The organism is Streptomyces sp. NPDC001068 (assembly GCF_042897315.1).
GTDB lineage: Bacteria > Actinomycetota > Actinomycetes > Streptomycetales > Streptomycetaceae > Streptomyces.
The window spans coordinates 527,937-552,687 of sequence record NZ_JBIAYD010000002.1 but is presented as its reverse complement, the minus strand read 5'-3'; the positions used below and the strand labels follow the sequence as shown (position 1 = coordinate 552,687).

Below are 24,751 nucleotides of genomic sequence, written 5' to 3'. Positions count from 1 at the left end.
GATCGGCGGGGTATCCGCGGGTGCCGGCCGGGATCGGCGGGGCGTATGAGTTGTCCTCGATCGACCGGCGGGAGAGATTGGTGTCCATGGAGCTGCGGCATCTGAGGTACTTCCTGGCGGTGGCCGAGACCCGTAACTTCACCCAGGCCGCGGCGCGTTGCTACGTGGCCCAGTCGGCGCTGAGCCAGCAGATCGCCCGGCTGGAGAAGGACGTCGGCGCCACGCTGTTCAGCCGTACCAGCCGGTCGGTGCGGCTCACCGCCGCCGGCGAGCTGCTGCGGCCGCTGGCCCGGCGCATCCTCGCCGACGTCGACAACGCCCAGGCGGCTCTGGACGCGCTGGCGGGGCTGCGAAGGGGCCGGCTGCGGCTGGGCCTGGTGCAGACGATGGCCGTGCCCTTCGACATGGTGGAGGTGCTGGCCGACTACCGCGTCCGCCATCCCGGTGTGGACCTGGGCGTGTCCAACGCACCCAGTTCGGAGATGGCCGACGCCGTCCTCGCGGGCGGTCTCGACCTCGCGGTGGTCGGACTCGCCGGCGACCAGGTCCCCGACGGGCTGGACCACCGCACGCTGGGCAGTGGGCCGCTGGTGGTCGTCGTACCGGGCGAGCACCCGCTCGCGGACCGGGACGCCGTCGGTCTCGCCGACCTCCCGGACAGCCATCCGCTGATCCGGTTCACCCGGGGCAGCGGCCTGGGCCGCCAGGTCGAGGCGGCCTTCGCACGGGCCGGAGTGGATGCGGGCCGGCACTTCGAGGTGGGTCAGATCCGGGACATGATCCGGCTGGCCGCGCGCGGGGTGGGCGTCACGGTCGTGCCCCGCTCCGCGGTCGTCGGCCCCGGTTCCGTGATGGGGCTCGACACCGCCGACGGGCTGCCGCTGGGCGCGCGGATGCTCCGCCTGACGGATCCCGAGGCCGTGCACCACGTCTGCGTGGTGTTCGACGGGACCCGGCTGGCACCCGCCGCCGAGGCCTTTCTCGACGTCCTCGGACAGCACGCCGGTGACCGGTGAGTCGGCCTGAGCGGTCGGCCTGCGCGGTCGTCGGAGGTGCCTGACGAGTGGCGATCGATCGGCATGAGCGATCGCTGCGTCCGGATCCATATGTTGGACAGCGGGGCGGGGGCGGCGGAGCCTTGGAAGCACGCACCGCGCGAGGTGCGGTTCCGCACCAGTCCCGAATGGACCGCCATGTCGATCAAGGATGCCGTCCACCCCGTGATCCGTGAGGCACGGGCGACCGTGCTGCCCGACCCGGCGGACCGCCATGGCCCCCTGCCTCCGCTGATGCTCGCCCTGACGGTCGTGACCGGCCTCGTGGACGCCTTCAGCTACCTGGTGCTGGGCCACGTGTTCGTCGCGAACATGACCGGCAACGTGGTCTTCGCCGGTTTCGCGGTGGCCGGCGCGGCGGGCTTCTCCCTGGCCGCCTCGCTGGCCGCGCTGGCCGCCTTCGGCGTGGGCGCCCTGCTGGGCGGCCGGATCGCGCACCGGGCCCGCGGCCACCGCGGCCGCGTCCTGCATCTGGCGCTCGTCGTGCAGACGGTCCTGTTCCTGGCGGCCTACGCCGTCGCGCGGTACGGGGACCCACTGGACGCCACCGGGACCCGGTACCAGCTGATCGTGCTCCTCGGCCTCGCCATGGGAGTGCAGAACGCCACCGCCCGCGCACTCGCCGTGCCTGACCTCACGACCACCGTGCTGACCCTGACCATCACCGGCATGGCCTCGGACAGCAGGGCCGCGGGCGGGGCCGGGGGCAGGACCGGCCGGCGCGCCCTGTCGGCGCTCGCGATGTTCGCCGGTGCTCTCGTCGGCGCCTTCGCCGTCCGCTTCGGCAGCCCGGACCTGCCGCTGCTGCTCGCCACGGTGCTCCTCGCGGGCTGCGCGCTCGACGCGTTCGCCCTCTCCCGCTCGGAGGCCCGCTGGGCAGCCCCGCTGTGACGTGCTGCGCCGGCGCGGTGAAGGCCGCCCTCCGGGTGGGTGTCCACGGCTCCCCGGTGGGTACCCGGCGGCGATGGACAGGACTCAGGAACAGCTGGCCGCCGCCGGTTCGGCGGTGGGGATGATCGTCATCGTCGTCTGCGGTCTGCTCGTCGTGGCCGCGCTATTGGGCGCCGTCCGGCTCGGGATCGGGGTGCGGCGGCGGGAGTCCGCACCGCCCGGGCGCTCGGACCAACCGACCCTGCCCCGCACCGGACCGGTGCGCGAGGAGCGCGAGATGCGCGAGCCCAACGAGGTGCCACAGGCCGGACGGGAGGGCGAGCGTCTCACCCCGCACCAGCTCGGCAACGCGCCCAGCAGGTCCAGCGAGAACCAGACCCGTCCCCGCTGGTAGCCCGCCCGCGACCTCCCTGTACCGACCCTCCCTGTCCCGACCCTTCCGGGACCGAAACCCACAGGGCCGAGCCCTCCGGGACCCGACCCACCGTGACCGAAGCCCCCTGTGACCCGGGCCCCTGTGACTCAAGGACTCGTGACGCAAGCCCCCTTGACGCAAAGCCCCCGGAACGCAAGCCCCCGGGAGCGAGTCCTCGGTCCCGGGGGCTTGCCGGTCCACTGTTCGTCTCCGGGGTCCTTCCCGGTCCCTCAGAGCGTCGGCCCGGTGTCGCCCGGGCGGATGCGGCCGCGCCATGCGCCGGTCTCGCCTCCGCGCTGCTCGACGTAGTCCTTGAAGCGGCCGAGGTCCCCGTTGACGCGGCGGTCGATGAGGCCGAGCGCGTCGGCACCCCGCTCGGCCATACCGCTGGGCTCGACGTCCATGGTGAGTTCGACCCGGGTGTGCGTCTCGTCCAGCTGCTGGAACCGGACGGATCCCTGCTGCCGGGTGTCGCCCTCGACCGAGCGCCAGGTGATCCGGTCGTCCGGCAGCTGGTCGACGATCTCGGTGTCGAACTCGCGCCGTACCCCGCCGATCTTCGTGGTCCAGTGGTTGTGCCGGTCGTCGACCTGCCTGACCTCCTCCACCCCTTCCATGAAGTTCGGGAAGTCCTCGAACTGGGTCCACTGGTTGTACGCCGTGTGGACCGGGACGGCGACGTCCACGGCTTTCCTGACCGTGCTCATCGGTTCCTCCTCGTCGGAAACGGCTCGTCACCGGAAGGGCCGCCGATGTCCGGCGCCCGCCCTCCCGCGGCCGCCGGGTACCCGGTACCGCCCGGCGCACCCGTCCGGGCGGAACTCGGGTAGCGTGCCGGATCTCGCCACCCAGTGATGGAGTCCTCTGTGAACGTCGTCGTCTTCGGCGCGTCCGGCATGGTCGGCCAGGGCGTCCTGCGCGCCTGCCTCCTCGACCCCGCGGTCGACGGTGTCCTCGCGGTGGTGCGCCGCCCGCTCGGTGTCAGCCACCGCAAACTGACCGAGATCGTCCACGACGACTTCACCGACCTGTCCGCCGTCGGCGACCGGCTGACCGGCCTGGACGCCTGCTTCTACTGCCTCGGTGTCTCCTCCGCGGGCATGAGCGAGGCCGACTACACCCGCGTCACCCACGACTTCGCGCTCGCGGCGGCCCGTGCCCTGGTCACCGCCGGTGCCGGACCGGACTTCACCTTCGTGTACGTCTCGGGTGAGGGCACCGACAGCACCGGACAGGGCCGCACCATGTGGGCACGGGTGAAGGGACGCACCGAGAACGAGCTGCTGGCGCTGCCGGTCAGCGCGTTCATGCTCCGGCCCGGCTACATCCAGCCCCGCCACGGAGCGGTCTCCAGGACCCGCTCGTACCGCGTCCTGTACTCCCTCACGTCCTGGCTCTACCCGCTGCTGCACCGGCTCGCGCCCGCCCACACGACGACCACCGACCATCTCGCCCGGACCATGCTGGCCCTGACCCGCCCCGGCGTGACCAGCAGCCGGATCCTGGACAGCGAGGACATCAACCACCTGGGCGCCTGACGGCCGGGGTCCGGTCCGGCACCCGCGAGGAGGACGCCGGACGCCGACTGCGGCGCGCACATCGCGAATCCCTTTCTTCACGCCTTGACTTAACGTCGATGGCATTGCTTTGATCTCAAGTCGGCGTTTCCTGTGGGCCGTTGGTGACACGACGGTCACGCGCCTCTGGTTCGGCACGGCAACACCCCCCACCCGTCAGAGCCCAGGAGCAGCTGTGAGACGTACGCTCACCACGGTCGCGGCCGTGGCTGTCATGACACTGCCACTCATCGGAGCGGGCCCGACCGCCGGGTCCACGCACGGCCACGCCGTGACCGGTACCTACTCCACCGGGGGCGCGCAGGCCTGGCGCCCCCTGCCGGTCGTCAGAACCGGTACCGACACCGGCGGCCCCGTCGACGCCACCGTGGTCGCCGACCCCGGCGCAACGAGGCAGAAGTACACCGGCGTCGGGTTCTCCCTGGACGAGACGAGCGTGTCCAACCTCTGGAAGCTCACCCCCGGTGAACGTGCCAGAGCCGTCCGGCTCCTCGTCGACCCCGTGCACGGAGCCGGACTCGACCGCTTCCGGCTGACGATCGGCAGCCCCGACCTGATCGAGCACCTGCCCTTCTGGTCGGAGGACGACCTGCCCGCCGGCGCCACCGAGGACTTCGGCCTCAGGCACTTCTCCATCCGGCGCGACCTCGACCTGCACATCGTCGACACCATCAAGCTCATCCAGCGCTACAACCCGCGGGCCACGTTCTTCGCGTCGGCGTGGAGCGCGCCCGCCTGGATGAAGACCGACAACCGGTTCCTGGGGCAGGTCGCGCTCAAGCCCGGGAGCGCCACGGAGTACTACCAGGTCGGCAAGTTGCGGGACGACTGCATCGAGGTGCTCGCCCGGTACTACGTGAAGTTCGTCCAGGCGTACGCCCGGCAGGGCATCCGGGTCGACGCGCTGACCCTGCTGAACGAACCGGGCATGGACGTCGTCTACCCGGCCATGGACATCAGCGTCGCGCAGCAGCAGAAGCTGGCCCTGGCGATCAAGCGTGAACTCCGCGGCGCCCGCCTGGGCACCCGGCTCTACGTGCACGACTTCAACTTCTGGGACTGGCGCGACCCCAACAGCACGGCGACCAAGAACTACCACCGGATCTTCGACGACGCCCCGGACGGCTCGGTCACCGGCGCCCAGGTCCGGGAGGCGGCGGACGCCATCGCCTTCCACCCGTACTGGGGCGACCCGACCGTCATGCGCGACGCCTACGAGGAGACCGGGAAGCCGGTCGAGCTCACGGAGACGAGCGACCTGTCGCCCTCGACGGTGCTCGACGACTTCCGGCTCGACGCCGGTTCCTACATCCTCTGGGCCCAGACCACCGACCAGGACGGCGGCACCCTGCACTGGACGCCCGCGCGGGACAACGACATCGACTGGGACGAGGTCGCGGCCACCACGAAGTGGCCCGACCGGCTGGTCACGGTGCACACCGACACGCGGAAGTTCACCGTCCGCGACGAGCTCTACCCGCTCGGACAGTTCGCGAAGTACCTGTCACCCGGTGACGTCCGCCTGGAGTCCAGTGCCGCTCAGCACGGTGTCGCCAACGTGGTCTACCGGACCCGTGGCGGCGGCTACACGGCCGTCCTCGGCAACGGCGCCGACTCCGACCGCAGGGTCCGGGTGGCCGTCGGCGACCAGACGTTCGTCGTGACCGTGCCCGCGGGCTCCTTTGCCACCTACCGGTGGAAGGGCTAGGCACGCACCGGCGACCAGGCCCCGGCCGCCGGCGAGGACGGCCCGCGGGCCGGCCGGTCGGCGGCCGGTCGCCGACCCTCGTTCGTGAGCGTTCAGAACCGGACGGGGAGCTCGAGCAGACCCCGGGTGCGCATCGACGGCCGCCGGCGCAGCGTCTCGGCAGGGACGTCGAGTTCGAGGCCGGGCAGGCGTGCCAGCAGCGCCGTCAGGGCGACCTCGGTCTCCAGTCGGGCCAGCGGTGCACCGAGGCAGTAGTGGATACCGTGACCGAGAGCCAGGTGCCCCGTGGTGTCACGGCCCAGGTCGAGCCGGTCGGGCTCGGGGAAGCGGCGCGGGTCGCGGTGGGCCGCCGCCAGGGACAGCAGTACGGTCTCGCCCGCCGGGACGGTGACCCCGCCGATCGTGACGTCCTGGGTGGGGAAACGGCGGATGGCGAGCGGGGCGGGTCCGTCGTAGCGGGCCAGCTCCTCGACGGCCGCGCCGATGCGGGCCGGATCGTCGCGCAGGGCGGCCAGTTGGGCGGGGTCGAGGAGCAGGGCGAGCGTGGCGTTGCCGATGAGGTGGACGGTGTTCTCGTACCCGGCGAACAGGATCAGGAAGGCCAGTGACATCAGCTCGTCCTCGCTGAGCCGGTCCTCCTCGTCCCGTACGGCGATCATCGCGGAGAGCAGGTCCTCGGCCGGCTCGGCGCGCTTGCGGGTGAGCAGCGCGGCGAAGAAGGCCAGCAGCGACCTCACCGCCTCCCGCGCCCGCTCGGGCCGCGCGGGGTCCGGGGCGACCAGCGCGTCGGTCCAGCCCCGGAAGTCGGGCCGGTCCTCCTCGGCCACGCCCAGCAGCTCGCAGATCACGGTGATCGGCAGCGGCGCGGCGTACGAGGCGATCAGATCGGTCCGGCCGAGCGGTTCGATGGCGTCGAGCAGCGCGTCGGCGGTCCGCCGGACGGGTTCGCGCAGCAGGGCGGTCCGACGTGGCGTGAACGCCTGCGAGACCAGCCTCCGGACGCGGGTGTGGTCCGGCGGATCCATGTTCAGGAGGTTGGCGTCGAGCGCGGGCGGCAGCGCGAACCCGTGGTAGCCGCCGGGCTTGGCGTGGGCCTTGTCCAGTGAGAGCCGTGGGTCGGCGAGGGCCTGACGCACGTCCTCGTACCGTGTCACCAGCCACGCGGGCAGCCCGTCGGTGCCGGTGAAGCGGTGCACCGGACCGGCCTCGCGCAGACGCGAGTACACGGCGTAGGGGTCGGCGAGCAGCTCCACCGGGTCAACGGCGGCCTGGGCGGGGGGCGTTGTGCTGGCGTCCATGACTCCCACCCTAGACAGCGGCGCGCCGGACACGGATCGCCCCGGCCGCGTGCCGTCACCGCCGTGGGGGGCCCGAGCGCCCGGATCCGTGCCGGGCCCCGCCTCCGCGCTCGGGCGGTCCCCGGGCCGACCGGCCCGCGGGTTCGCCGGTCCACAGGTCCGCCGGTCCACAGGCCGGCCGGTCCGTCGGTCCCCCGGCCTGAAAGTCCGCCGCGGAGAGGGCCCGTCACCCCGGGTGCGGGCGGGTGATCCGCCGCCGGGGGTTGCAGCGCCTGCGGGACCGGCGTTCTCTTGAAGTATCCGATCGTGAAAGACGAGCGCCCAGGGTCACGGCATGGACCGGGGGCACGGTCTCGACATGTTTTTCCTGGCCAGAGCCTCGGTCTGTGCGGTCCGTCGTCGTGTCCCGGCGCTCGACGCGGAGGTGAACCAGTGAAAGCCGTTGTGTACGAGAAGCCCTTCAGCGTCGCTGTCAGGGACGTCGAGGACCCACGCATCGAGCACCCGAACGACGTGCTGGTACGCGTCACGTCGACCGCCATCTGCGGCTCCGACCTGCACATGTACGAGGGCCGCACGGCCGCCGAGTCGGGCATCGTCTTCGGACACGAGAACCTCGGGATAGTCGAGGAGATCGGCTCCGGTGTGACCTCGTTGTCCCAGGGCGACCGCGTGGTCATGCCCTTCAACGTCGCCTGCGGATTCTGCAAGAACTGCCTGGCCGGCAAGACCGGCTTCTGCCTCACGGTCAATCCCGGCTTCGCCGGCGGAGCCTACGGCTATGTGGCCATGGGCCCCTACGAGGGCGGGCAGGCGGAACTGCTGCGGGTGCCGTTCGCCGACTTCAACTGCCTGAAGCTGCCGCCGGGCGAGGAGTTCGAGACCGACTTCGTGCTCCTCGCCGACATCTTCCCGACCGGCTATCACGGCTGCGAACTGGCCCAGGTGACGCCGGGCGAGAGCGTCGCCGTCTTCGGGGCGGGCCCGGTCGGACTGATGGCCGCGTACTCCGCGCTGCTGCGCGGCGCCGCCAAGGTGTTCGTGGTCGACCGGGTGCCCGAGCGGCTCGCCAAGGCCGAGCAGATCGGTGCGATACCGATCGACTTCTCCAAGGGCGAACCGGCCGAGCAGATCAAGGCACAGACCGGCGGTGAGGGCACCGACAAGGGCGTCGACGCCGTCGGCTACCAGGCCCAGTCGCCCGACGCCAGCCACGAGGAACCCGCCGTCGTCCTCAACACCCTCGTGGAGACGGTCCGGCCGACCGGCATGCTCGGCATTCCGGGCCTGTACGTACCGTCCGACCCGGGCGGACCCGACGAGCACGCCAAGCACGGCCAGCTGCTGGTCTCCATCGGCAGGATGTTCGAAAAGGGGCAGCGGATGGGCACCGGCCAGTGCAACGTCAAGCAGTACAACCGCCAGTTGCGCGACCTGATCATCGCGGGGCGGGCCAAGCCGAGCTTCGTGGTCTCCCACGAACTGCCGCTGGAGGACGCACCGGGCGCGTACCAGAAGTTCGACCAGCGGATCGAGGGCTACACCAAGGTGGTCCTGCATCCGGGCCACGCCCTCGCGGCGTAGCGGCACGGCACCACCCGCCCCGCCCGGCGGCGGTCGCGGGCACGGAATGGGGCTGCCGGACCGCACCGGTCCGGCAGCCCCCGGGGATGTCCCGGCGCGGCTAGCCGGGCCGCCCCGCGGCCTGGTACTCGTCGTCCGCGGTGGCGGAGGCGCCGGTGTCGGCACCCGGCTCCGCCCGGTCGGCGTGACCCGGCCACCACGCGGCGTGACCGATGAGCGCGGTCAGGCTCGGGGTGAAGAACATCGCCATGACGAACGCGGCGACCGCGATGCCGAAGGAGACCGCGAAGCCCATCTCCGTGAGGAGCGCGTTGCCCGCCAGCATCATCGTGGCGAAGGTCGCCGCCAGGATGAAGCCGGCCGCGGCCACCGTGGGTCCGGCGTGCCGCAGCGCCATCCCGGCCGCCTCGCGCGGCTCACGGCCCTCGCGGGCCTCCTCGCGGAGCCGGGCGATCATCAGGATGTTGTAGTCCGTGCCGATGGCGACCACGAAGAGGTACATGATCACCGGGAGCATGAACATCAGGCCGGGCTTGTTCTGCGCCTCCTGGAAGATCCAGACCGTGGCACCGAGCGTGGCACCGAAGCCCAGCCCGACGGAGGCGATCAGGTACCAGGGGGCGACCACGCTGCGCAGCAGCAGCCCCAAGATCACCATGATCAGCAGCGCGGCCACGGGGAACACGGTCCGGTAGTCGTGGTTGACCGCGGAGTCGATGTCCTTGTAGATCGAGGACATGCCGCCCACGACGGCCTCGGTCCCGGCGGGGGCGCTCGCGTGCGCGACGTCCCGTACCCGGCCCACGGCGTCGATCGCCTTGTCCGTGGACGCCTCGTACTTGAGCGTGACCGTGAAGTCCGCGGTGGTGCCGGCCTTGTTGACCTGGCTCAACCGGGCGTTCGCGACGCCGTCCACCGCGCCGAGCTCGTCGGCGTAGGCGGTGAACCCGGACCTGTCCAGCGGCTTGCCGTCACCGCTGGAGAGGTAGACGTCGGTGGGCGCGGCGGCACCCGCCGAGTACGCCGTCTGCATCTGGTCCTGGACGACCATGGACTCCTTGGTCTTGGGCATCGAGCCCGACGCCAGGTCGAACGTGGCCTTGAAGTCGAGCATGCCGAGCGACAGCACGACCAGGACCAGTCCGGAGACCGCGGCGGTCAGTGCCGGTCGGCGCTGCACGCCACGGCCCAGCGCCGCGAACCGCGCGTTGGACGGCTCACGCTGCCAGGACTTCGAGGGCCAGAACACCTTCGGGCCGATGAGCGAGACCACCGCCGGGATCAGGGTGAGCCCCGCGATCAGGGTGACCGTGACCGAGATGGCCAGCGCCGGACCCATCTGCTTCAGGAAGCCCAGCGTGGACAGCACCAGCGCGAGGAAGGCGATGATCACCGCGCCGGCCGCCGAGGCGATGGCCTCGCCGACCCGGTCGACCGCGTTGATCATGGCCTGCTTCGGCTCGTCACCCGCGCGCAGCCGTTCGCGGTAACGGAACATCAGGAACAGGAAGTAGTCCGTGCCGACGCCGAAGAGCACCACGATCAGGATCGACGAGACGGAACTGTTGGCCTGCAGGCCGAACAGCTTGGTGGCGTACGCGATCAGCCCGTTGGCGATGGCCGACACCACGCCGATCACCAGCAGGGGCAGGAACGCCAGGATCGGGGCCCGGAAGATGATCAGCAGGGTGACCAGGATGATCACGAAGGTGCCGATGCCGATCAGCGCCTCACCGCGCTTGGACGAGTCCTGCTGGTCCAGGGCCTGCGCCGCCGAGCCGCCCAGCCTGACCTCCAGGTCCGTGCCCTTGGCCAGCTGTTTGACGTCGTCGCGCAGCACCTTGGCCGCGTCCGCCTGCACGGGCTGGCCGGCCTTCTTGCTGTCCATCTGCACCAGGGTCAGGGTGTACCTGCCGTCCTTGGACGGCGGGCCGGGGACGACCTTCTGCACCTGGTCGATGTGCTTGTCGCCCAGTTCGGTGGTGATCCGGGCGACGTCCTTGAGATCGGCCTCGCTCAGCTTGCCGCCGTCGCTGCGCTGGTACAGCGCGATCGCGGACGGCGTGAAGGCGCTGGGGAACGCCTTCTGCTGGAGATCGGCCGCTTGGATCGACTCGTAACTCCTGGGCAGGAAACTGCTCTCGTCGCTGTTCGAGGGCAGGCTCGGGGCGGTGGCGACGATCGCCACCGCCGCGATCAGCCATGCCACGATCGTCCAGACGGGATGTCGTACGACGGCAGTGCCAATACGTCGGAACATGCGGAAGGTCCTCCTGGGTAGGAAGATCACCGCAGCCCGGGGAGCGGACCCTGGCATCGGCGACCCCGACCGGCCCGCATCCGAAGGACCGGTCGCATAGTTGTCTTGCGGTCATATGGTAGGGAGCGCGGGTGGAGGTGAGTCCACCGGGTTTCCGGCACCGCCACGACCACCGCGCGCTGGCGGCGGGGCGCACCCGGTCAGCTCGTGTCCCGGTCGCCGGGTCCCTCGGCGCCCGGCCGGTCGTCACCGTCGCCGTCATCGGTCTCGTCGTCGCCCTCGTCCGGCGTGCCGGCCGCGTCCGCGGGCAGCAGGAAGGCGGTGAGCGCCGCGGTGTCGTCCTGCAACTGGTCGCCGCTGTACGTCTGCAGGTCCTGGTGGAGCCGGTCGAGCAGCTCCGGCGGCGGCATCGGCCCCCACGAACGCAGCCGCTGGAGCAGCGGGTAGAAGGAACCGTCCGGGGCGCGGGTCTCGGTGACCCCGTCGGTGTAGAGCAGCAGTTGGTCGCCGGGGCCGAAGGCATAGGTGTCCACGTGGTACGGGTCCCCGACGAGCATGCCGAGATTCAGCGGCGGTCCCGACCGCCCCCGGTCCAGCTCGCTCACCTCGCCGGGGCGGATCAGCAGCGGCGGCGGATGGCCGCAGTTGAGGACGCGGACCGTGCGCTCGCCGTCGTGGACCTCGGCGAAGACGGCGGTGACGAACCGTTCGGCGGTCTCGCTGCCGCCGAGCTGGTAGGCCCGGCGCGTCATGCTGATGTCCACCCGGTCCACCAGGGCCTTGAGGTCGGGTTCGTCGTGCGCGGCCTCCCGGAACGCGCCCAGCATGGCCGCCGCGGTCTCCACCGCGAGCAGCCCCTTGCCGCGGACGTCACCGATGAGCAGCCGCACCCCGTACGCGGTCGGTACGGCCTCGTAGAGGTCGCCGCCGATCCGCGCCTCCGCGGCGGCGGACAGGTAGAAGCTCTCCAGCAGCAGATTCCCGATCCGGTGCGGAACGGGTCGCAGCAGGACGCGCTGCGCGATCTCGGCGACGAAGCGGACGTCGGCCAGGGTGCGTTCCCGGCGGATCCGGTGCGCGGCCAGAATCGTGCCGAGGGCCCCCACCAGCGCCGTGCACGCGTAGGCGGCGACGTAGTGCCGCTCCCAGACGTAGCCGACGGGGCGGCCCGCGCAGCACGGGGTGCCGGCCAGTAAAAGTTCGAGGCCGATGCCGAAGGCGGTGGCACCGGCGACCACGGCCGGCGGGTGCGCGAACGCGGTCACCACGGGGAGGGCGATCAGCGCGAAGCTCACCGGCCACTGCACGGGGGTGACCGGCTCGATGAGCAGCACGCCGATGACATACAGCAGCGGCAGCCAGCGCATCCACGCGGGGGGCGCGGGCAGTGCTGCAGTGCGACCGTCGTGCCTCACCGGTGGCTCCTGGCATACGAATCTCGACAAGACTCCCAGCCTCGCGGGCGGCCGCCCGCCACACCGGGGATTGCTCCACCCGGCGGCATGTTCCCGTACCGGCGGACCGTGACCCGGGACCGGCGATCACGGAGAACGCCGCGACGGGCGGCGCGACGGGCGCCGAGACGGGCCGTCAACCGCCGCGCCCTGCTCACGAGTTCGGATGAACGGGGATCCGCGCCGCGCCCGCCGCCGCTAGGTTCGTCGGCGTGGACTACTACGACCTGGGCAGTCACAGCCGGCGCGTGACGACCTCGTTCCCCGAGGCGCAGACGTGGTTCGACCGGGGACTGATCTGGACCTACGCCTTCAACCACGAGGAGGCCGTCCGCTGCTTCGAGGCGGCGGGCGCGGCGGACCCGGAGTGCGCAATGGCCGACTGGGGCGTCGCCTACGCCCTCGGCCCCAACTACAACAAGCCCTGGGACTTCTTCGACCCGGAGGAACTGGCGCACACCGTGGAGCGCACGCACGCCGCGGTGGAACGCGCCCACGTCAAGGCCGCCCACGCGACCCCCGTGGAACGCGCCCTGGTCGAGGCCTTGCGCGCCCGCTACCCGCGTGCCACCGCCCCGGACGCGGAGGCCTGCTCGGTGTGGAATACGGCCTACGCGGACAGCATGCGCGACGTGTACGAACTGGCCCCCGACGACCTCGACGTGGCCGCCCTGTACGCCGACGCGATGATGAACCTCACCCCCTGGCAGCTCTGGGACATCCGCGCCGGCCGGCCCGCCGAGGGCGCCCGGACGCCGGAGGCCGCGGCCGTCCTGGAGCGGGCCCTCGGCACCGGGGAGGGCACCCGCCACCCCGGCCTGCTGCACCTCCACATCCACCTGATGGAGATGTCGCCCACGCCCGAGGCGGCCCTGCCCGTCGCCGACCTGCTGCGCGACCTCGTCCCCGACGCCGGGCACCTCCAGCACATGCCCTCGCACCTGGAGGTCCTCTGCGGTGACTACCGCCGGGTGCTCACCGACAACGCCGCGGCCGTCGCCGCCGACGAGAAGTACCACGCCCGCGCCGGCGCGATGAACTTCTACACCCTCTACCGCTGCCACAACCTCCACTTCCGGATCTACGGCGCGATGTTCCTGGGCCGCTTCCAGGACGCCCTGGCCACGGCCGAACGGCTGGAGGCCGCCGTACCGGAGGAGCTGCTCCGGGTGCCGAGTCCGCCGATGGCCGACTGGCTGGAGGGCTTCCTGGCGATGCGGGTGCACGTCCTGGTCCGGTTCGGCCGCTGGGACGACATCCTGCGACTGCCGCCGCCCGCCGATCCCCGGCTGTACTGCGTGACCACAGCGATGCTGCACTACGCGCGCGGTGTCGCCCACTCCGCCACCGGCCGGATCGCCGAGGCCGAGGCGGACCGCGTCCGATTCCGGGAGGCGGCCGCCGCCGTCCCCTCGACCCGGATGCTGTTCAACAACACCTGCGCCGACATCCTGGCCATCGCCGCCGCCATGCTGGACGGTGAACTCGCCTACCGAAAGGGCGACTTCGACACAGCCTTCGCGCACCTGCGCCGTTCGGTCGCCCTGGACGACGGCCTCCCCTACGACGAACCCTGGGGATGGATGCAGCCCACCCGGCACGCCCTGGGCGCCCTGCTCCTGGAACGCGGCCGGGTCGAGGAGGCCGAGGCGGTCTACCGGGCCGACCTCGGCCTGGACGACACCCTGCCCCGGCCGTCGCAGCACCCGGGGAACGTCTGGGCCCTGCACGGCTTCCACGAGTGCCTGCGGCGGCTCGGCAGGGACGGCGAGGCCCGGATCGTCGCCCAGCAGCTGAAGATCGCCGCCGCCACCGCGGACGTACCGGTCAGCGCGTCCTGCTTCTGCCGCACCGACTGCTGCGCGACGCCGTAGCGGCGTCCGCTCACAGCGTCCGCGCGATCAGCAGGGCCACGTCGTCGTGGTCGTCCGGATGGCGCAGGCCGTGCAGGAGCAGGTCGCAGGTCTCCTCCAGGGGCCGGTGCGGCTCGTCCAGGAAGCCGAGCAGCACCGCGAGGCGGTCGTCTATGGGATGGCGGCGGGTCTCCACGAGGCCGTCGGTGTACAGCACCAGCAGGTCGCCCGCGGCGAGATCGACGGTGCTGGTCTCGAAGGGGACACCGCCGACGCCGAGCGGAGCGGCCGGCGGCAGGTCCAGCAGGGTCGCCGCCCGTCCCGAGCACGCCAGCGCCGGCGGCATGTGGCCGGCGTTGGCGATCTCGCAGCGGTGCAGCGCCGGGTCGTACACCGCGTAGAGGCAGGTGACGATGTAGTGCTCCAGATCGCAGGTGATCTTGTCCAGGTGCTGGAGCACCGCGGCCGGGGGCAGCTCCAGGTCCGCGTAGGCGCAGGTGGCGGTGCGCAGCCTGCCCATGGTGGCGGCAGCGTCGATGCCGTTGCCCATCACGTCGCCGACGACCAGCGCGGTCCGGTCCTGCGACAGCGGGATCACGTCGTACCAGTCCCCGCCGACCTCACTGGTGGCCTGCGCGGGCTGGTAGCGGGAGGCCAGCTCCAGGCCCGTGTGGTGCGGCGGGTGGTCGGGGAGCAGACTGCGCTGGAGGGTGAGGGCGGTGTTGCGGACGCTCTGGAACCAGCGGGCGTTGTCGATGGCCACGGCCGCCCGCCCGGCCAGTTCGGCGGCGAGCACGACGTCGTCCTGGTCGAAGGGCACCGGATTGCGGGTGCGCTTGAGGTCGAGGGCGCCGAGCACCTCACCGTGGGCGATCAACGGCACCGCGAGATAGGAGTGCACGCCGGCCTGCGCCAGCAGTTCGCCCGCCTCGGCGTTGCGGGCGATGCGGGGCAGGTCGTGCGCGCCGACGTGCGGGACCAGGACCGGGCGCCCGGTGTGCACACACAGCGTGACCAGCCGGTCGCCCCCGTAGGCCGCGAGGTCGCCCGGCGGGTCGGCGGCCCGCAGCGCGACCGAGGGATGGTCCGCCTTCAGGGCGAGGGCGCGGAACAGCTCCGGCCCGTTCTCCGGCCGGCGGGAGCGCCGCAGGGCCAGTGCCGAGTCCAGCACGTCGACGGCGACCACGTCCGCGAGGACCGGGGTGGCGATCTCGGCCAGCTCGTGCGCCGTGCGCTCCACCTCCAGCGAGGTGCCCACCCGCGCCGAGGCGTCCGCGATCAGGGCGAGCCTCCGCCGGGCCCGGTCGGCCTCGGCGGCCGCCCGGTGCCGCTCGGTGACGTCGACGACCGAGGTCGCCGCGCCCAGGACCCGGCCGCCGGGATCCTCCAGCCGGTAGAACGACAGCGACCAGGCGTGTTCGTGCTCCGGATCGGTCGGCGGCCGGCCCACGTGGTACTGGTCGAGGAGCGGAGTGCCGGTGGTGAGCACCTGGCGCAGCGCCGACTCGACGCTGTCGATGTCGGGCAGCGCCAGGGTGTCCCGCAGCGGGCGGCCGATGTGCTCGCCGGCGGGAACACCGTCGATCCGCTCCAGCGCGGGGTTCACCAGCAGGTAACGCAGCTCCGGGTCGAGCAGGGCCAGCCCGATCGGGGACTGGTTGATCAGCCGCTCGCACAGCGCCAGGTCGGTCTCCACCCGCTGGAGCATGGAGTGATCGGCCACGATGCCGAGCGCGTACACGTCACCGTGGTCGTCCAGCAGCCGCATGGTGCGGAACTCCATCAGGCGGCCGGCGCCGTCCTTGCGCCGGATCGGGAAGGCGCCGGCCCAGCTGCGGCCCGTCTCCAGCACCTCCATGAACATGTTCACCGTGGCCTTGAGATGCTCGGGGTCCACGAGCAGCCGCGCCGCGTTCTGGCCGAGGGCGTCCTCGGCCGTGTAGCCGAAGAGCTCCTCCGCCTGCGGGGTCCAGAACACGATCCGGCCCTGTGAGTCCAGGGCCACCGCCGCCACGCTCAGCACGTCCAGCAGACCGGTCGGACGCGTCCCGCCGGGGATGCACTCGTCACCGCCGGGCCCGTCCGGGCCGCCCGGTGGCAGGAATCCCACAGCCATGCCTCCACCACCTCCACCGGCCGGCGGGCCGACAGCGCTGCTCCGGCACTTCCATGCTGCCCCGGCACGCCCTTCCGTGCCGACCCGGGGCGAGTACCCCGATCCGTGCGGGGCTCCCGGCCGGCGCCCCGGCGAGAGCGGTGCGCGCCTGCCCGTCCGGCGGGGACCACCCGCTGGACAAGCAGGAACATGGGGGTGCGTAGAGGATGTAGCCAATGGATTCTCCGCGAGAAGAACGCGACGCGCCGCCCTTCGTGGGCTCGCGCGATCTCCTCGACGCCTCCAGCGACGCGGCGGCGGTGCTCTCGTCCGAGGGCGTCGTGCTCGGCTGGACACCGGGTGCCGAGGCCCTGCTCGGGCGCCCGGCCGCCGAGGTGGTGGGCCGTCCCGCGACCCGGCTGCTCGCCATGCGCGTCGACCCGGCACGGGCCGCCGGCGTCGCCGAGCGCTGCCGCTCCGGCATGGGCTGGAGCGGACTGGTCCCACTACGGCACCGCGACGGCCGCACCCTCGACGTGGATCTGCGGGTCTCCGCCGCCTTCCACATCGAAGGACACGAGTGCTTCCTGCTCTCCGGCCGGGAACGACGGCCGCAGTGGGCGATGGGGCAGTCCGTCCTCGACGGGTTCCTGACCCGTTCGCCGATCGGCATGGCCGTGATGGACCCGGAGCTGCGCTACGTGTGGATCAACGACACCCTGGAACGCTTCGGCGGAGTGCCCCGCGAACAGCGTCTGGGCCACCGGCTGAGCGAACTGCTGCCCGGGCTGCAGGCGACCACCATCGAGGGACTGATGCGCAAGGTGCTCGCCACCCGCGAGCCGGTCACCGAATACGAGTACCTCGGGTGGAGCTGGGCCGACCCGCGCAGACAACGCGCCTTCTCCACCTCCTTCTTCCCGCTCGTCGACGCCGGCGACTCGGTGACCGGCGTCTGCTACATGGTCGCCGACGTCACCGAACGGTGGAACGCGCGGCAGCGGCTTTCGCTGGTCAACGAGTCCGCCACCAGGATCGGGACCACCCTCGACGTGCTGCGCACCGCCCAGGAACTCGCCGACTTCGCCGTCCCGCGCTTCGCCGACTTCGTCGTCGTCGACCTCCTGGAGCCGGTCCTCAGCACCGAGGACCACGGCACCTGGCTGGGCGACTCCCCTCAGGCACCCGCCGGGCCCGTGATGCGCCGGGCCGCGCTGCGCAGCGTCCGCGACGGCAGCCCCGAGGCCCTGGCGCACATCGGCGACCCGGTGGACTTCCTGCCCCCGGCGCACGGCATCGACCTGCTCATCAACGGGGAGCCGGTCCTCATCCCCGAACTCGACCCGCAGGACGCGCTGTGGCTCGCCGAACAGCCCGAACGAACCGCACGCATAAGCGAGTTCGGACTCCACTCGCTCATCGCGGTGCCGATGCGGGCCCGCAGGACCGCCCTCGGCCTCACCACGTTCGCCCGCTCCATCAACCCGGTCTCCTTCCAGCCCGACGACGTCCTGCTCGCCGAGGAACTGGTCGCGCGCGCCGCAGTCTGCGTCGACAACGCCCGCCGCTACACGAGGGAGCACCGGGCCGCCGTCACCCTCCAGCGGAGTCTGCTGCCCCAGGCCCTGACGGGCGGTACGGCCCTGGAGGTGGCCTCCTCCTACCTGCCGGCGGACGCCGCGGACGGTGTCGGCGGCGACTGGTTCGACGTCATCCCGCTGTCCGGCGCCCGGGTCGGCCTGGTCGTGGGCGACGTGGTCGGTCACGGCCTCGCCGCCGCGGCGAGCATGGGCCGGCTGCGCACCGCGGTCCAGACCCTCGCCGACATGGAACTGCCTCCCGACGAACTCCTGGCACACCTCGACGACCTGGTGCTGCGCCTGGGCGACGAGGAGAGCGGGAGCGCGGTGTCCCGGGACAGCACAGCCACCTTCGTCGGCGCGACCTGCCTGTACGCGGTCTACGATCCGGTGACCCGGCGGTGTTCGATGGCCCGGGCCGGTCACCCGCCGCCGGTCGTCGTGGCCCCCGACGGGCGGGCCTGGTTCGCCGAACTGCCCGCCGGACCGCCGCTCGGGCTCGGCGGCATGGCCTTCGAGGCCACCGAGATCGAACTGGCCGAGAACAGTCTCCTCGGCCTGTACACCGACGGCCTCATCGAAGGCGCGGACCAGGACGTGGAACGCGGCATGGCCAGGCTGCGCGCCGCGCTCGCCGACCCCGGCGCCGACCTCGCCACGCTGTGCACGGCCACCGTGCAGCAACTGGTCCCGGTGCCCCAGTCCGACGACATCGCCCTGCTCCTGACCCGCACCCACGCCCTGGGCGCCGACCACGTGGTGTCCTGGGACGTGCCCGTGGACCCGGCCGCCGTCGCCGACCTCCGGGCCCGGGCGGCCCGGCAGGTGGCCGAGTGGGGCTACGACGAGCTCGCGGTGACCACCGAACTCATCGTCAGCGAACTCGTCACCAACGCCATCCGCTACGCCGAACCACCCATCCGGCTCAAGCTGTTGAGGGACTCCCGGCTGACCTGCGAGGTCGCCGACGCCAGCAGCACCGCCCCGCGCCTGCGGCACGCCCGCAGCACGGACGAGGGCGGCCGCGGCCTCTTCCTGGTGGCCCAGCTCGCCCACCGCTGGGGCGCCCGCCACACCGGCGAGGGAAAGATCATCTGGGCCGAGCAGGAGATCCCGTCGGACCGGTCCGGACGCGGCTGATCACTTGCCGGGGGAGTCCCCGTCGGGAGCGACGATGTCCAGGACCGCCATCATGCCCATGTCCTCGTGGTTGAGGATGTGGCAGTGCAGCACGGTCTTCCCGGTGAAGTCCGTGTAGTGGACCCGGATCACCGCCCGGCCCCGCACGGGCACGTCGATGGTGTCGTACCAGGCGTGCGCGGGGTCGTGCGGCTTCCCGTCGGTGCTCATCAGCTGGAAGTCGTTGGTGTGGATGTGGAAGGAGTGGGTCTCGTCGGTGTCGTTGCGAATGGTCCACTCCTCGACGGTGCCGAGGGTGCCGGTGAAGTCGGTCCGGCCGGGATTGTACTTCCGGTCGTTGATGAAGAACTGCGTGCCCGCCTTGTTCTCCGTGAAGACGACGGTCTTGCGGGCAGTGATCCTGGCGTGGCTCAGGTCCTCGTGGGCGGCGACGGCGGTCGGCAGGGTGGCGCGGCGCACGGGCGTACCGCTGCTGACGACGGTGGCGAGGTCGGCCCGGGGCAGTTTGTTGCCGGCCGGGCCGGTGTCGTACGCGAGGGTCTCCAGCCGGGTGGTGCCGGGCCGGCCGCCCTGGACGAGGACGTCGAAGCGGGCCCCGGCCGCGATCAGCAGGGTGTCCGCGTCGTAGGCCCTGCGGACCGGGATGCCGTCCTGGGCGATCACCCGGAAGCGGGAGCCCGGCAGGTGCAGCTTGTAGTAGATGTTGGCCCCGATGTTGGCGAGCCGCCACAGCTGGGTCTCGCCCGGCCGGATGCCGATCACCGGGTTCTGCTGGCCGTTGACGGTCCGGTTCGTGGGCGCGCCGATGCTGAGCGGGTGCGTCCTGATCGCGTCGCCCTCGATCTGGAAGTCCTTGAGCGCGATCGTGTGCTCGGTGATGCCGCGCAGGGCAGGCGGCAGGTGCCGCTGGAGGCCCTCGACCACGATGACGCCCGACTCGCCCCCGGCGACCTGCGGCGCGGACATCATGTCCGCGTGCGAGTGGTACCAGAAGGTGCCGGTCGGATGGTTGACCGGCACCTGGTACACGTAGTGGTACGACTGGTTGTACCTGATGGCGACGAACACGTCGTCGGAGGGGGAGCGCGGTGAGACGTGCAGGCCGTGCGTGTGCAGGTTGGTGTCGTCCGCGATCCGGTTGGTCATGGTGAGGTCGATGCGGTCGCCGGGACGCACCCGCAACGTGGGCGGCATGTAGGCCCCGTTGTACGTGGTGGCGTACAACCGGTGGTCACCGACCCGGACCTTGCGGCGCTCCACCACGATGGCGGCCCTCAGGACGCCGTCGCGGCTGACCAGCTCCGGGGGGTCCTGCAGCCGGTGACCGTCCGCGTCGCGGCGACCGGCGTCCGCCGCGTCGCGGTGACCGGCGTCCGCCGCGGGGCTGCGGGTGGCGGCGGCGTCCCCCGTCGCGGTCCGGTCCCCGCACCCGGCGAGCCAGCCGGTGGTCAGGAGCAGGCCGGCGACCGGCCAGGCCAGCGTGGCACGGATGCGGGACCGGGTCACATCTCTCCAAGGGGAGCCGGGTGACCGGGCGGCGGTGTCACGCCCGGGGGTGTCGACGTCACGACGGTCCGGCCGGCGGCCCGTCAGCCGGAAATGTACGAGGGCGGCGCCCGGTGGCCCGGCTTGCCACGCGCGGGAGGCGACGGCAACCCCCGGCGGCGGCCGGGCTTTCACACGGATGGCGGTCGGCCGCTGCTCCGGGGCCGCGTCAGGGGTCCGTGACCCTGTCGGGTTCGCACGTTTGGTCGTACGCTGTCAATTCCGAAGGATTCGGCAGCAATTGGGGGAGCCGCCATGTCCGGGGACGCGTACGGCCCGTATCAGGGACCGCCGAACCAGGAACCTTCGCACCACGTGCCGCCGAATCCGGAACCCTTCCGTCAGGCGCCGCCCTTCGGCCAGGGGTTCCCGGCCCCGGAGCCCCTCCTGCCGCCGATGCCGTCGGGTCCGCCGCCCGCGCCGCCGGACGCCCTGCGCGCCGCCGCCGTGGCGCTGCTCAACCTCACCGGGCTCGGCCTCGGCTACCTGCTCGTCCGGCGGTGGATCCCGTTCGCCGTGTGCCTGGCGGTGACCACCGTCCTGCTGCTCGTCGCGCTGCCGGCGGACGCCGACGGCGTACCCGGATCCGTGCCGGCCGGCTACGCCGTGTTCCTGCTGCTCGCGGCCGTCCACGGCGCGTACGTCGGCCTGCGGACCCGGCTGGTGTGGCCGGGGCGGCGGCCCGTCGCGCTGGTCCTGGGCGTCGTCCTGCTCGCCGTCCCGGTGGGCGGCGCCCTCTGGTACGACAGCGCCCGGGACGAAGCCGTCGAGCGGGCGCTCCTCGCCCGCCTGGACGCCGCCGACAAGCGGGTCGACATCGCCGCGGAGAAGGACTTCGCCGTCGCCGAGTCCGACTACCGGGACGCCCTCGCCGTCTACCGCGACCTCGCGGTCCACCATTCCGGCTCCCGGGCCGCCGCCCGCGTTCCGGCCCGCATGAGGACGTACTACAAGACGGTCGCGGCGGCCTACGGCGACCAGGACTACTGCACGGCCGTCGAGCCGCTGAAGTACCTGCGGACGGTGCCGAACTCCATGCCCAGGGACCAGCTCGGCACGCTCACGCACTGGCCCGACGACCGGTTGGCCACCTCGCTCTACGAGTGCGGAGCGGACGGCCTGACCGCGGGCACCGACTGGGTTCCGCAGTTCGGCTACCTCCTCGACACCTTCCCCGGTTCCGAGCAGGCGGCCAAGATCGTCCCGGCCGTCGACGCGGCCGAGAAGCGGACGGCGAAGGCGGTCGCCGGGAAGGATCCCTGCGGCGCCGTCGAGCGGCTGCGCTCGCTGAACACCCAGATCATCCAGCTGTCGAACGGGAGCGCCGCCGAATCCGCGGGCCTGACCGGGGTCGCCGGCCGGGCCGACCGCAGCGGTGACGCGGGCGAGTACGCGTGCGGCGTCAAGCAGTACCGGGACGGCGACTTCGCGAAGGCCCAGCAGACCATGCGGCAGTTCGTCACCGACAACCCGCACGACGGGAACCGCGACCGGGCCCGCAAGATCGCCATCGGCGCCGAGGTCGCCCAGACACTGCCCGCGGCCGGCGGGAAACTGCCCACCACCGCGTCCGGGGGAGGCATCTCGGTGACCGTCAGGAACGACAGTCCCGACGAGATCACCGTCCTCTACACCGGCCCGGTCACCGGCAGCTTCACCCTGGGCCCGTGCGGAAGCTGCAAGGCGTACTCGTTCACGAGCTCGTTGCTCCCCGGCTGGGAGCCGTGCGGCGACAGCGGCAAGAAGTATCCCCAGCACACGATCAGCCTGCCGCCCGGCACCACGTACTTCGTGCACAAGCCGAAGAACGACACCACGGCCACCCCGGGCTCCGACACCGCCAAGCTGCGCTACGGCTACATCTACACGGAGTGCGCGTACACGACACAGTCCCTCGGGTCGACGTACTAGGCGCCGTCGGACGGTCCCGCCCGCGGAGGGTGACCCGGTGGAGGCCGTGACCGGCGGGGCCTCCACTCCCCGGGCGTCTGGTGCAGGGGCAAGGACGGCTTCGTTTCCGGGAGTTCACCCCTCCGCCGCCTGATCTGAGCAGGATCCCCACAGCGAAGGACGCGGGGGAGGAGAACAGGGCGGAATTCACGAAACGGGGTCGCGTCAGGCGCAGAGGCAGGCTGATGGTCGGCTGGGCGCTGGCACTGGAAGCGGCGTGCGGGCTCTGGCTGGTCGCCGGGCACGGGGTCGGCCTGCGGGCACTGGCCCCGTTCCTGTGCTTCTTCGCGCTGATCGGACTCGGCGGACTGCGGTACCTGCGGGAGGTGCGCAAGCCGTTCCGGCTGGAGATCGACGCCTGGGGAGTGCGGCTCCACGACGCGGAACTGAGCTGGGCGCAGATCGAGCAGATCGGACTGGAGTACCCGCCCGGCGGGAGCCCCGAGGGCGGCCCCGGCGACGACCCCGTGCCCGAGCCGAGGCTGGTGCTGTGGCCCGCGCCCGCCGTGGAGCTCCCCCGCGCGGCGGACCGCGCGTACGGCGGGCGGCGCTACACCCTCGTCGACACCGCCGACCTGGACCAGCCGCTGTCCCGACTGACCGACGCCATACGCCGGTTCGGCGGAAGCCGGATGAAACGACTGCCCGCCGGGCTGATGGCCGACCGGCCGTCCGGGACGACGAGAACCGCAGCGGACGCCGACGCACCGACCGGCGCGATCGACGCGGCCGGTTCAGGGCATCCCGTCCGGCCCGGCCTGCCCCGGGAGTTCACCGCGACAGGCGGTAACGCGACCCGGTTCACGGTGGGCCTGGTCGCGGCGCTGACGTTCACCCTGCTCGTGGTGGACTACCTCCGCTCGGGCGACGCGCCGGTGCCGGGACCGTTCATGGCCCTCGCACCCCTCGCCGGTCTCGTCTCCTGGGGGTACACCGGCCGCGCCTACCTGCACTGGACCAGGCCGCGCCGCCTCCTGGTCGGCCCCGAAGGGCTCACCGCACGGGAGGCGGGTGGCACCGGCACCGTGTTCGACTGGCCCGGGATCGCCGCGGTGACCGTGGCCACCCGCCCGGCGGACGAGCATCCGTGGCCGCTCGTATGGGCCGAACCGGGCCGGGTATTCACCCGCGATCGCTCGTACGTGCACGACGGGCAGGAGGTGTACCGCGTGATCCGCCTGGACCGGCTGCCCGGCGGAGCGGAAACCGTCGTCCCCGCCGTACGCGAATGGTCCACCGGCCGCTTCGGCTGGCTTCCGGAGAAGTGAACACCCCGCGGCCCGCCGTGCCCGCACCACCCACGGCGGTCCCCGCGGCCGTCGCGCCGGACCGCTAGCGCGCGAGCAGTTCGAGGGTGTCGATCACCCGGTTCGAGAAGCCCCACTCGTTGTCGTACCAGGCGACCACCTTGACGTGGCGGCCGTCGACGCGGGTGAGGGCCGAGTCGAAGACGGCGGACGCCGGGTTGCCCGTGATGTCCGAGGACACCAGCGCGTCCTCCGAGTACTCGAGGACGCCCGCCAGCGGGCCCTGGGCGGCCGCGCGGTACGCCGCCAGCACGTCCTCGCGCGTCACGTCACGGGCGACCGTGGTGTTGAGCTCGACGATCGAACCCACCGGCACCGGCACCCGGATGGAGTCGCCGGACAGCTTCCCCTCCAGGTTCGGCAGCACCAGGCCGATCGCCTTGGCGGCCCCGGTCGTGGTCGGCACGATGTTGACACCGGCGGCACGGGCGCGACGGGCGTCGCGGTGCGGACCGTCCTGCAGGTTCTGCTCCTGCGTGTAGGCGTGCACGGTGGTCATGAACCCGTGTTCGATGCCCGCCAGTTCGTCCAGGACGGCGGCGAGCGGCGCGAGCGCGTTGGTCGTGCACGAGGCGTTGGAGACGACCGTGTCCGTGTCCGGGTCGTAGGCATCGGTGTTCACGCCGTACGCGAGCGTGACGTCCGCGCCGTCCGAGGGCGCGCTGACCAGGACCTTCCTGGCACCGGCGTCGAGGTGGGCGCGAGCCGCCTTGGCCGACGTGAAGCGGCCGGTCGACTCGAGCACGATGTCCACGCCGAGCGCGGCCCACGGCAGTTGCGCCGGTTCCCGCTCGGCGAGCACCTTGATCCGGCGGCCGTCGACGACGAGGACGTCCTCGTCCACGGTCACCGGGCGCCCCAGACGCCCGGCCGTCGAGTCGAAGGCGAGCAGCCGCGCGAGCGCGGCCGGCTCGGTGAGGTCGTTGACGGCAACGATCTCCAGGTCGCTGTCGCGCTCCAGCAGCGCGCGCAGCACGTTGCGGCCGATGCGGCCGAATCCGTTGATGGCGATACGAGTCATTGTTGGCGTCCCTTCGCT

Annotated in this window: 17 protein-coding genes; 10 read left to right on the top strand and 7 right to left on the bottom strand. The window is 72.2% G+C overall.

Annotation, left to right across the window (positions count from 1 at the left end):
- The first annotated feature begins 86 nt into the window (after positions 1-86).
- From ACFY3I_RS07610 to ACFY3I_RS07600, 3 genes are all read left to right on the top strand, one after another.
- Positions 87-1,016, top strand: coding sequence for a LysR family transcriptional regulator (locus tag ACFY3I_RS07610; RefSeq protein WP_390859809.1), 930 nt, complete (start codon positions 87-89; stop codon positions 1,014-1,016).
- Between the two features lie 177 nt (positions 1,017-1,193).
- Complete coding sequence (locus ACFY3I_RS07605) at positions 1,194-1,946, top strand: YoaK family protein (protein WP_390859808.1); 753 nt, start codon at positions 1,194-1,196, stop codon at positions 1,944-1,946.
- Between the two features lie 73 nt (positions 1,947-2,019).
- On the top strand, positions 2,020-2,340 hold the full coding sequence (locus ACFY3I_RS07600) for a DUF6479 family protein (RefSeq protein ID WP_390859807.1): 321 nt from the start codon (positions 2,020-2,022) through the stop codon (positions 2,338-2,340).
- 251 nt (positions 2,341-2,591) lie between these two features.
- Here ACFY3I_RS07600 and ACFY3I_RS07595 read toward each other — a convergent pair whose 3' ends face one another.
- Positions 2,592-3,068 (bottom strand): SRPBCC family protein, encoded by a 477-nt coding sequence (locus ACFY3I_RS07595; protein WP_390859806.1) that lies wholly within the window; start codon positions 3,066-3,068, stop codon positions 2,592-2,594.
- A gap of 159 nt (positions 3,069-3,227) precedes the next feature.
- On the opposite strand from ACFY3I_RS07595, the gene ACFY3I_RS07590 reads away from it, so the two are divergent.
- Complete coding sequence (locus ACFY3I_RS07590; protein ID WP_390859805.1) at positions 3,228-3,899, top strand: epimerase; 672 nt, start codon at positions 3,228-3,230, stop codon at positions 3,897-3,899.
- A gap of 214 nt (positions 3,900-4,113) precedes the next feature.
- Entirely contained in the window at positions 4,114-5,646 is a 1,533-nt protein-coding gene (locus ACFY3I_RS07585; RefSeq protein WP_390859804.1) for a glucosidase, read from the top strand.
- A 92-nt stretch (positions 5,647-5,738) separates the two neighbouring features.
- On the opposite strand, the gene ACFY3I_RS07580 is transcribed toward ACFY3I_RS07585, so the two are convergent.
- Positions 5,739-6,944: a cytochrome P450 gene (locus ACFY3I_RS07580; protein ID WP_390859803.1), complete on the bottom strand. Its 1,206-nt coding sequence runs from the start codon at positions 6,942-6,944 to the stop codon at positions 5,739-5,741.
- 432 nt (positions 6,945-7,376) lie between these two features.
- Here ACFY3I_RS07580 and ACFY3I_RS07575 point away from each other — a divergent pair, with 432 nt between their 5' ends.
- Positions 7,377-8,528 (top strand): glutathione-independent formaldehyde dehydrogenase, encoded by a 1,152-nt coding sequence (locus ACFY3I_RS07575; RefSeq protein ID WP_365287099.1) that lies wholly within the window; start codon positions 7,377-7,379, stop codon positions 8,526-8,528.
- 100 nt (positions 8,529-8,628) lie between these two features.
- On the opposite strand, the gene ACFY3I_RS07570 is transcribed toward ACFY3I_RS07575, so the two are convergent.
- Positions 8,629-10,788, bottom strand: coding sequence for an MMPL family transporter (locus ACFY3I_RS07570; protein WP_390859802.1), 2,160 nt, complete (start codon positions 10,786-10,788; stop codon positions 8,629-8,631).
- Positions 10,789-10,988: 200 nt separating this feature from the next.
- Positions 10,989-12,203, bottom strand: coding sequence for a PP2C family protein-serine/threonine phosphatase (locus ACFY3I_RS07565; RefSeq protein WP_390859801.1), 1,215 nt, complete (start codon positions 12,201-12,203; stop codon positions 10,989-10,991).
- A gap of 251 nt (positions 12,204-12,454) precedes the next feature.
- On the opposite strand from ACFY3I_RS07565, the gene ACFY3I_RS07560 reads away from it, so the two are divergent.
- Positions 12,455-14,116, top strand: a complete 1,662-nt coding sequence (locus tag ACFY3I_RS07560; RefSeq protein WP_390859800.1) for a tetratricopeptide repeat protein — start codon at positions 12,455-12,457, stop codon at positions 14,114-14,116.
- Positions 14,117-14,126: 10 nt separating this feature from the next.
- Here ACFY3I_RS07560 and ACFY3I_RS07555 read toward each other — a convergent pair whose 3' ends face one another.
- Entirely contained in the window at positions 14,127-16,211 is a 2,085-nt protein-coding gene (locus ACFY3I_RS07555; RefSeq protein ID WP_390859799.1) for a SpoIIE family protein phosphatase, read from the bottom strand.
- Between the two features lie 215 nt (positions 16,212-16,426).
- Here ACFY3I_RS07555 and ACFY3I_RS07550 point away from each other — a divergent pair, with 215 nt between their 5' ends.
- Positions 16,427-18,910, top strand: coding sequence for a SpoIIE family protein phosphatase (locus ACFY3I_RS07550; protein ID WP_390859798.1), 2,484 nt, complete (start codon positions 16,427-16,429; stop codon positions 18,908-18,910).
- Here ACFY3I_RS07550 and ACFY3I_RS07545 read toward each other — a convergent pair whose 3' ends face one another.
- Positions 18,911-20,416, bottom strand: a complete 1,506-nt coding sequence (locus tag ACFY3I_RS07545) for a multicopper oxidase family protein (protein ID WP_390859797.1) — start codon at positions 20,414-20,416, stop codon at positions 18,911-18,913. It abuts the gene before it with no gap.
- A gap of 435 nt (positions 20,417-20,851) precedes the next feature.
- Here ACFY3I_RS07545 and ACFY3I_RS07540 point away from each other — a divergent pair, with 435 nt between their 5' ends.
- Complete coding sequence (locus ACFY3I_RS07540) at positions 20,852-22,366, top strand: hypothetical protein (RefSeq protein ID WP_390859796.1); 1,515 nt, start codon at positions 20,852-20,854, stop codon at positions 22,364-22,366.
- A gap of 224 nt (positions 22,367-22,590) precedes the next feature.
- On the top strand, positions 22,591-23,673 hold the full coding sequence (locus ACFY3I_RS07535; protein WP_390859795.1) for a hypothetical protein: 1,083 nt from the start codon (positions 22,591-22,593) through the stop codon (positions 23,671-23,673).
- 64 nt (positions 23,674-23,737) lie between these two features.
- Here ACFY3I_RS07535 and gap read toward each other — a convergent pair whose 3' ends face one another.
- A complete protein-coding gene (gap, locus tag ACFY3I_RS07530; protein ID WP_390859794.1) occupies positions 23,738-24,733 on the bottom strand; it encodes a type I glyceraldehyde-3-phosphate dehydrogenase in 996 nt (331 codons plus the stop codon).
- Positions 24,734-24,751 lie beyond the last annotated feature (18 nt).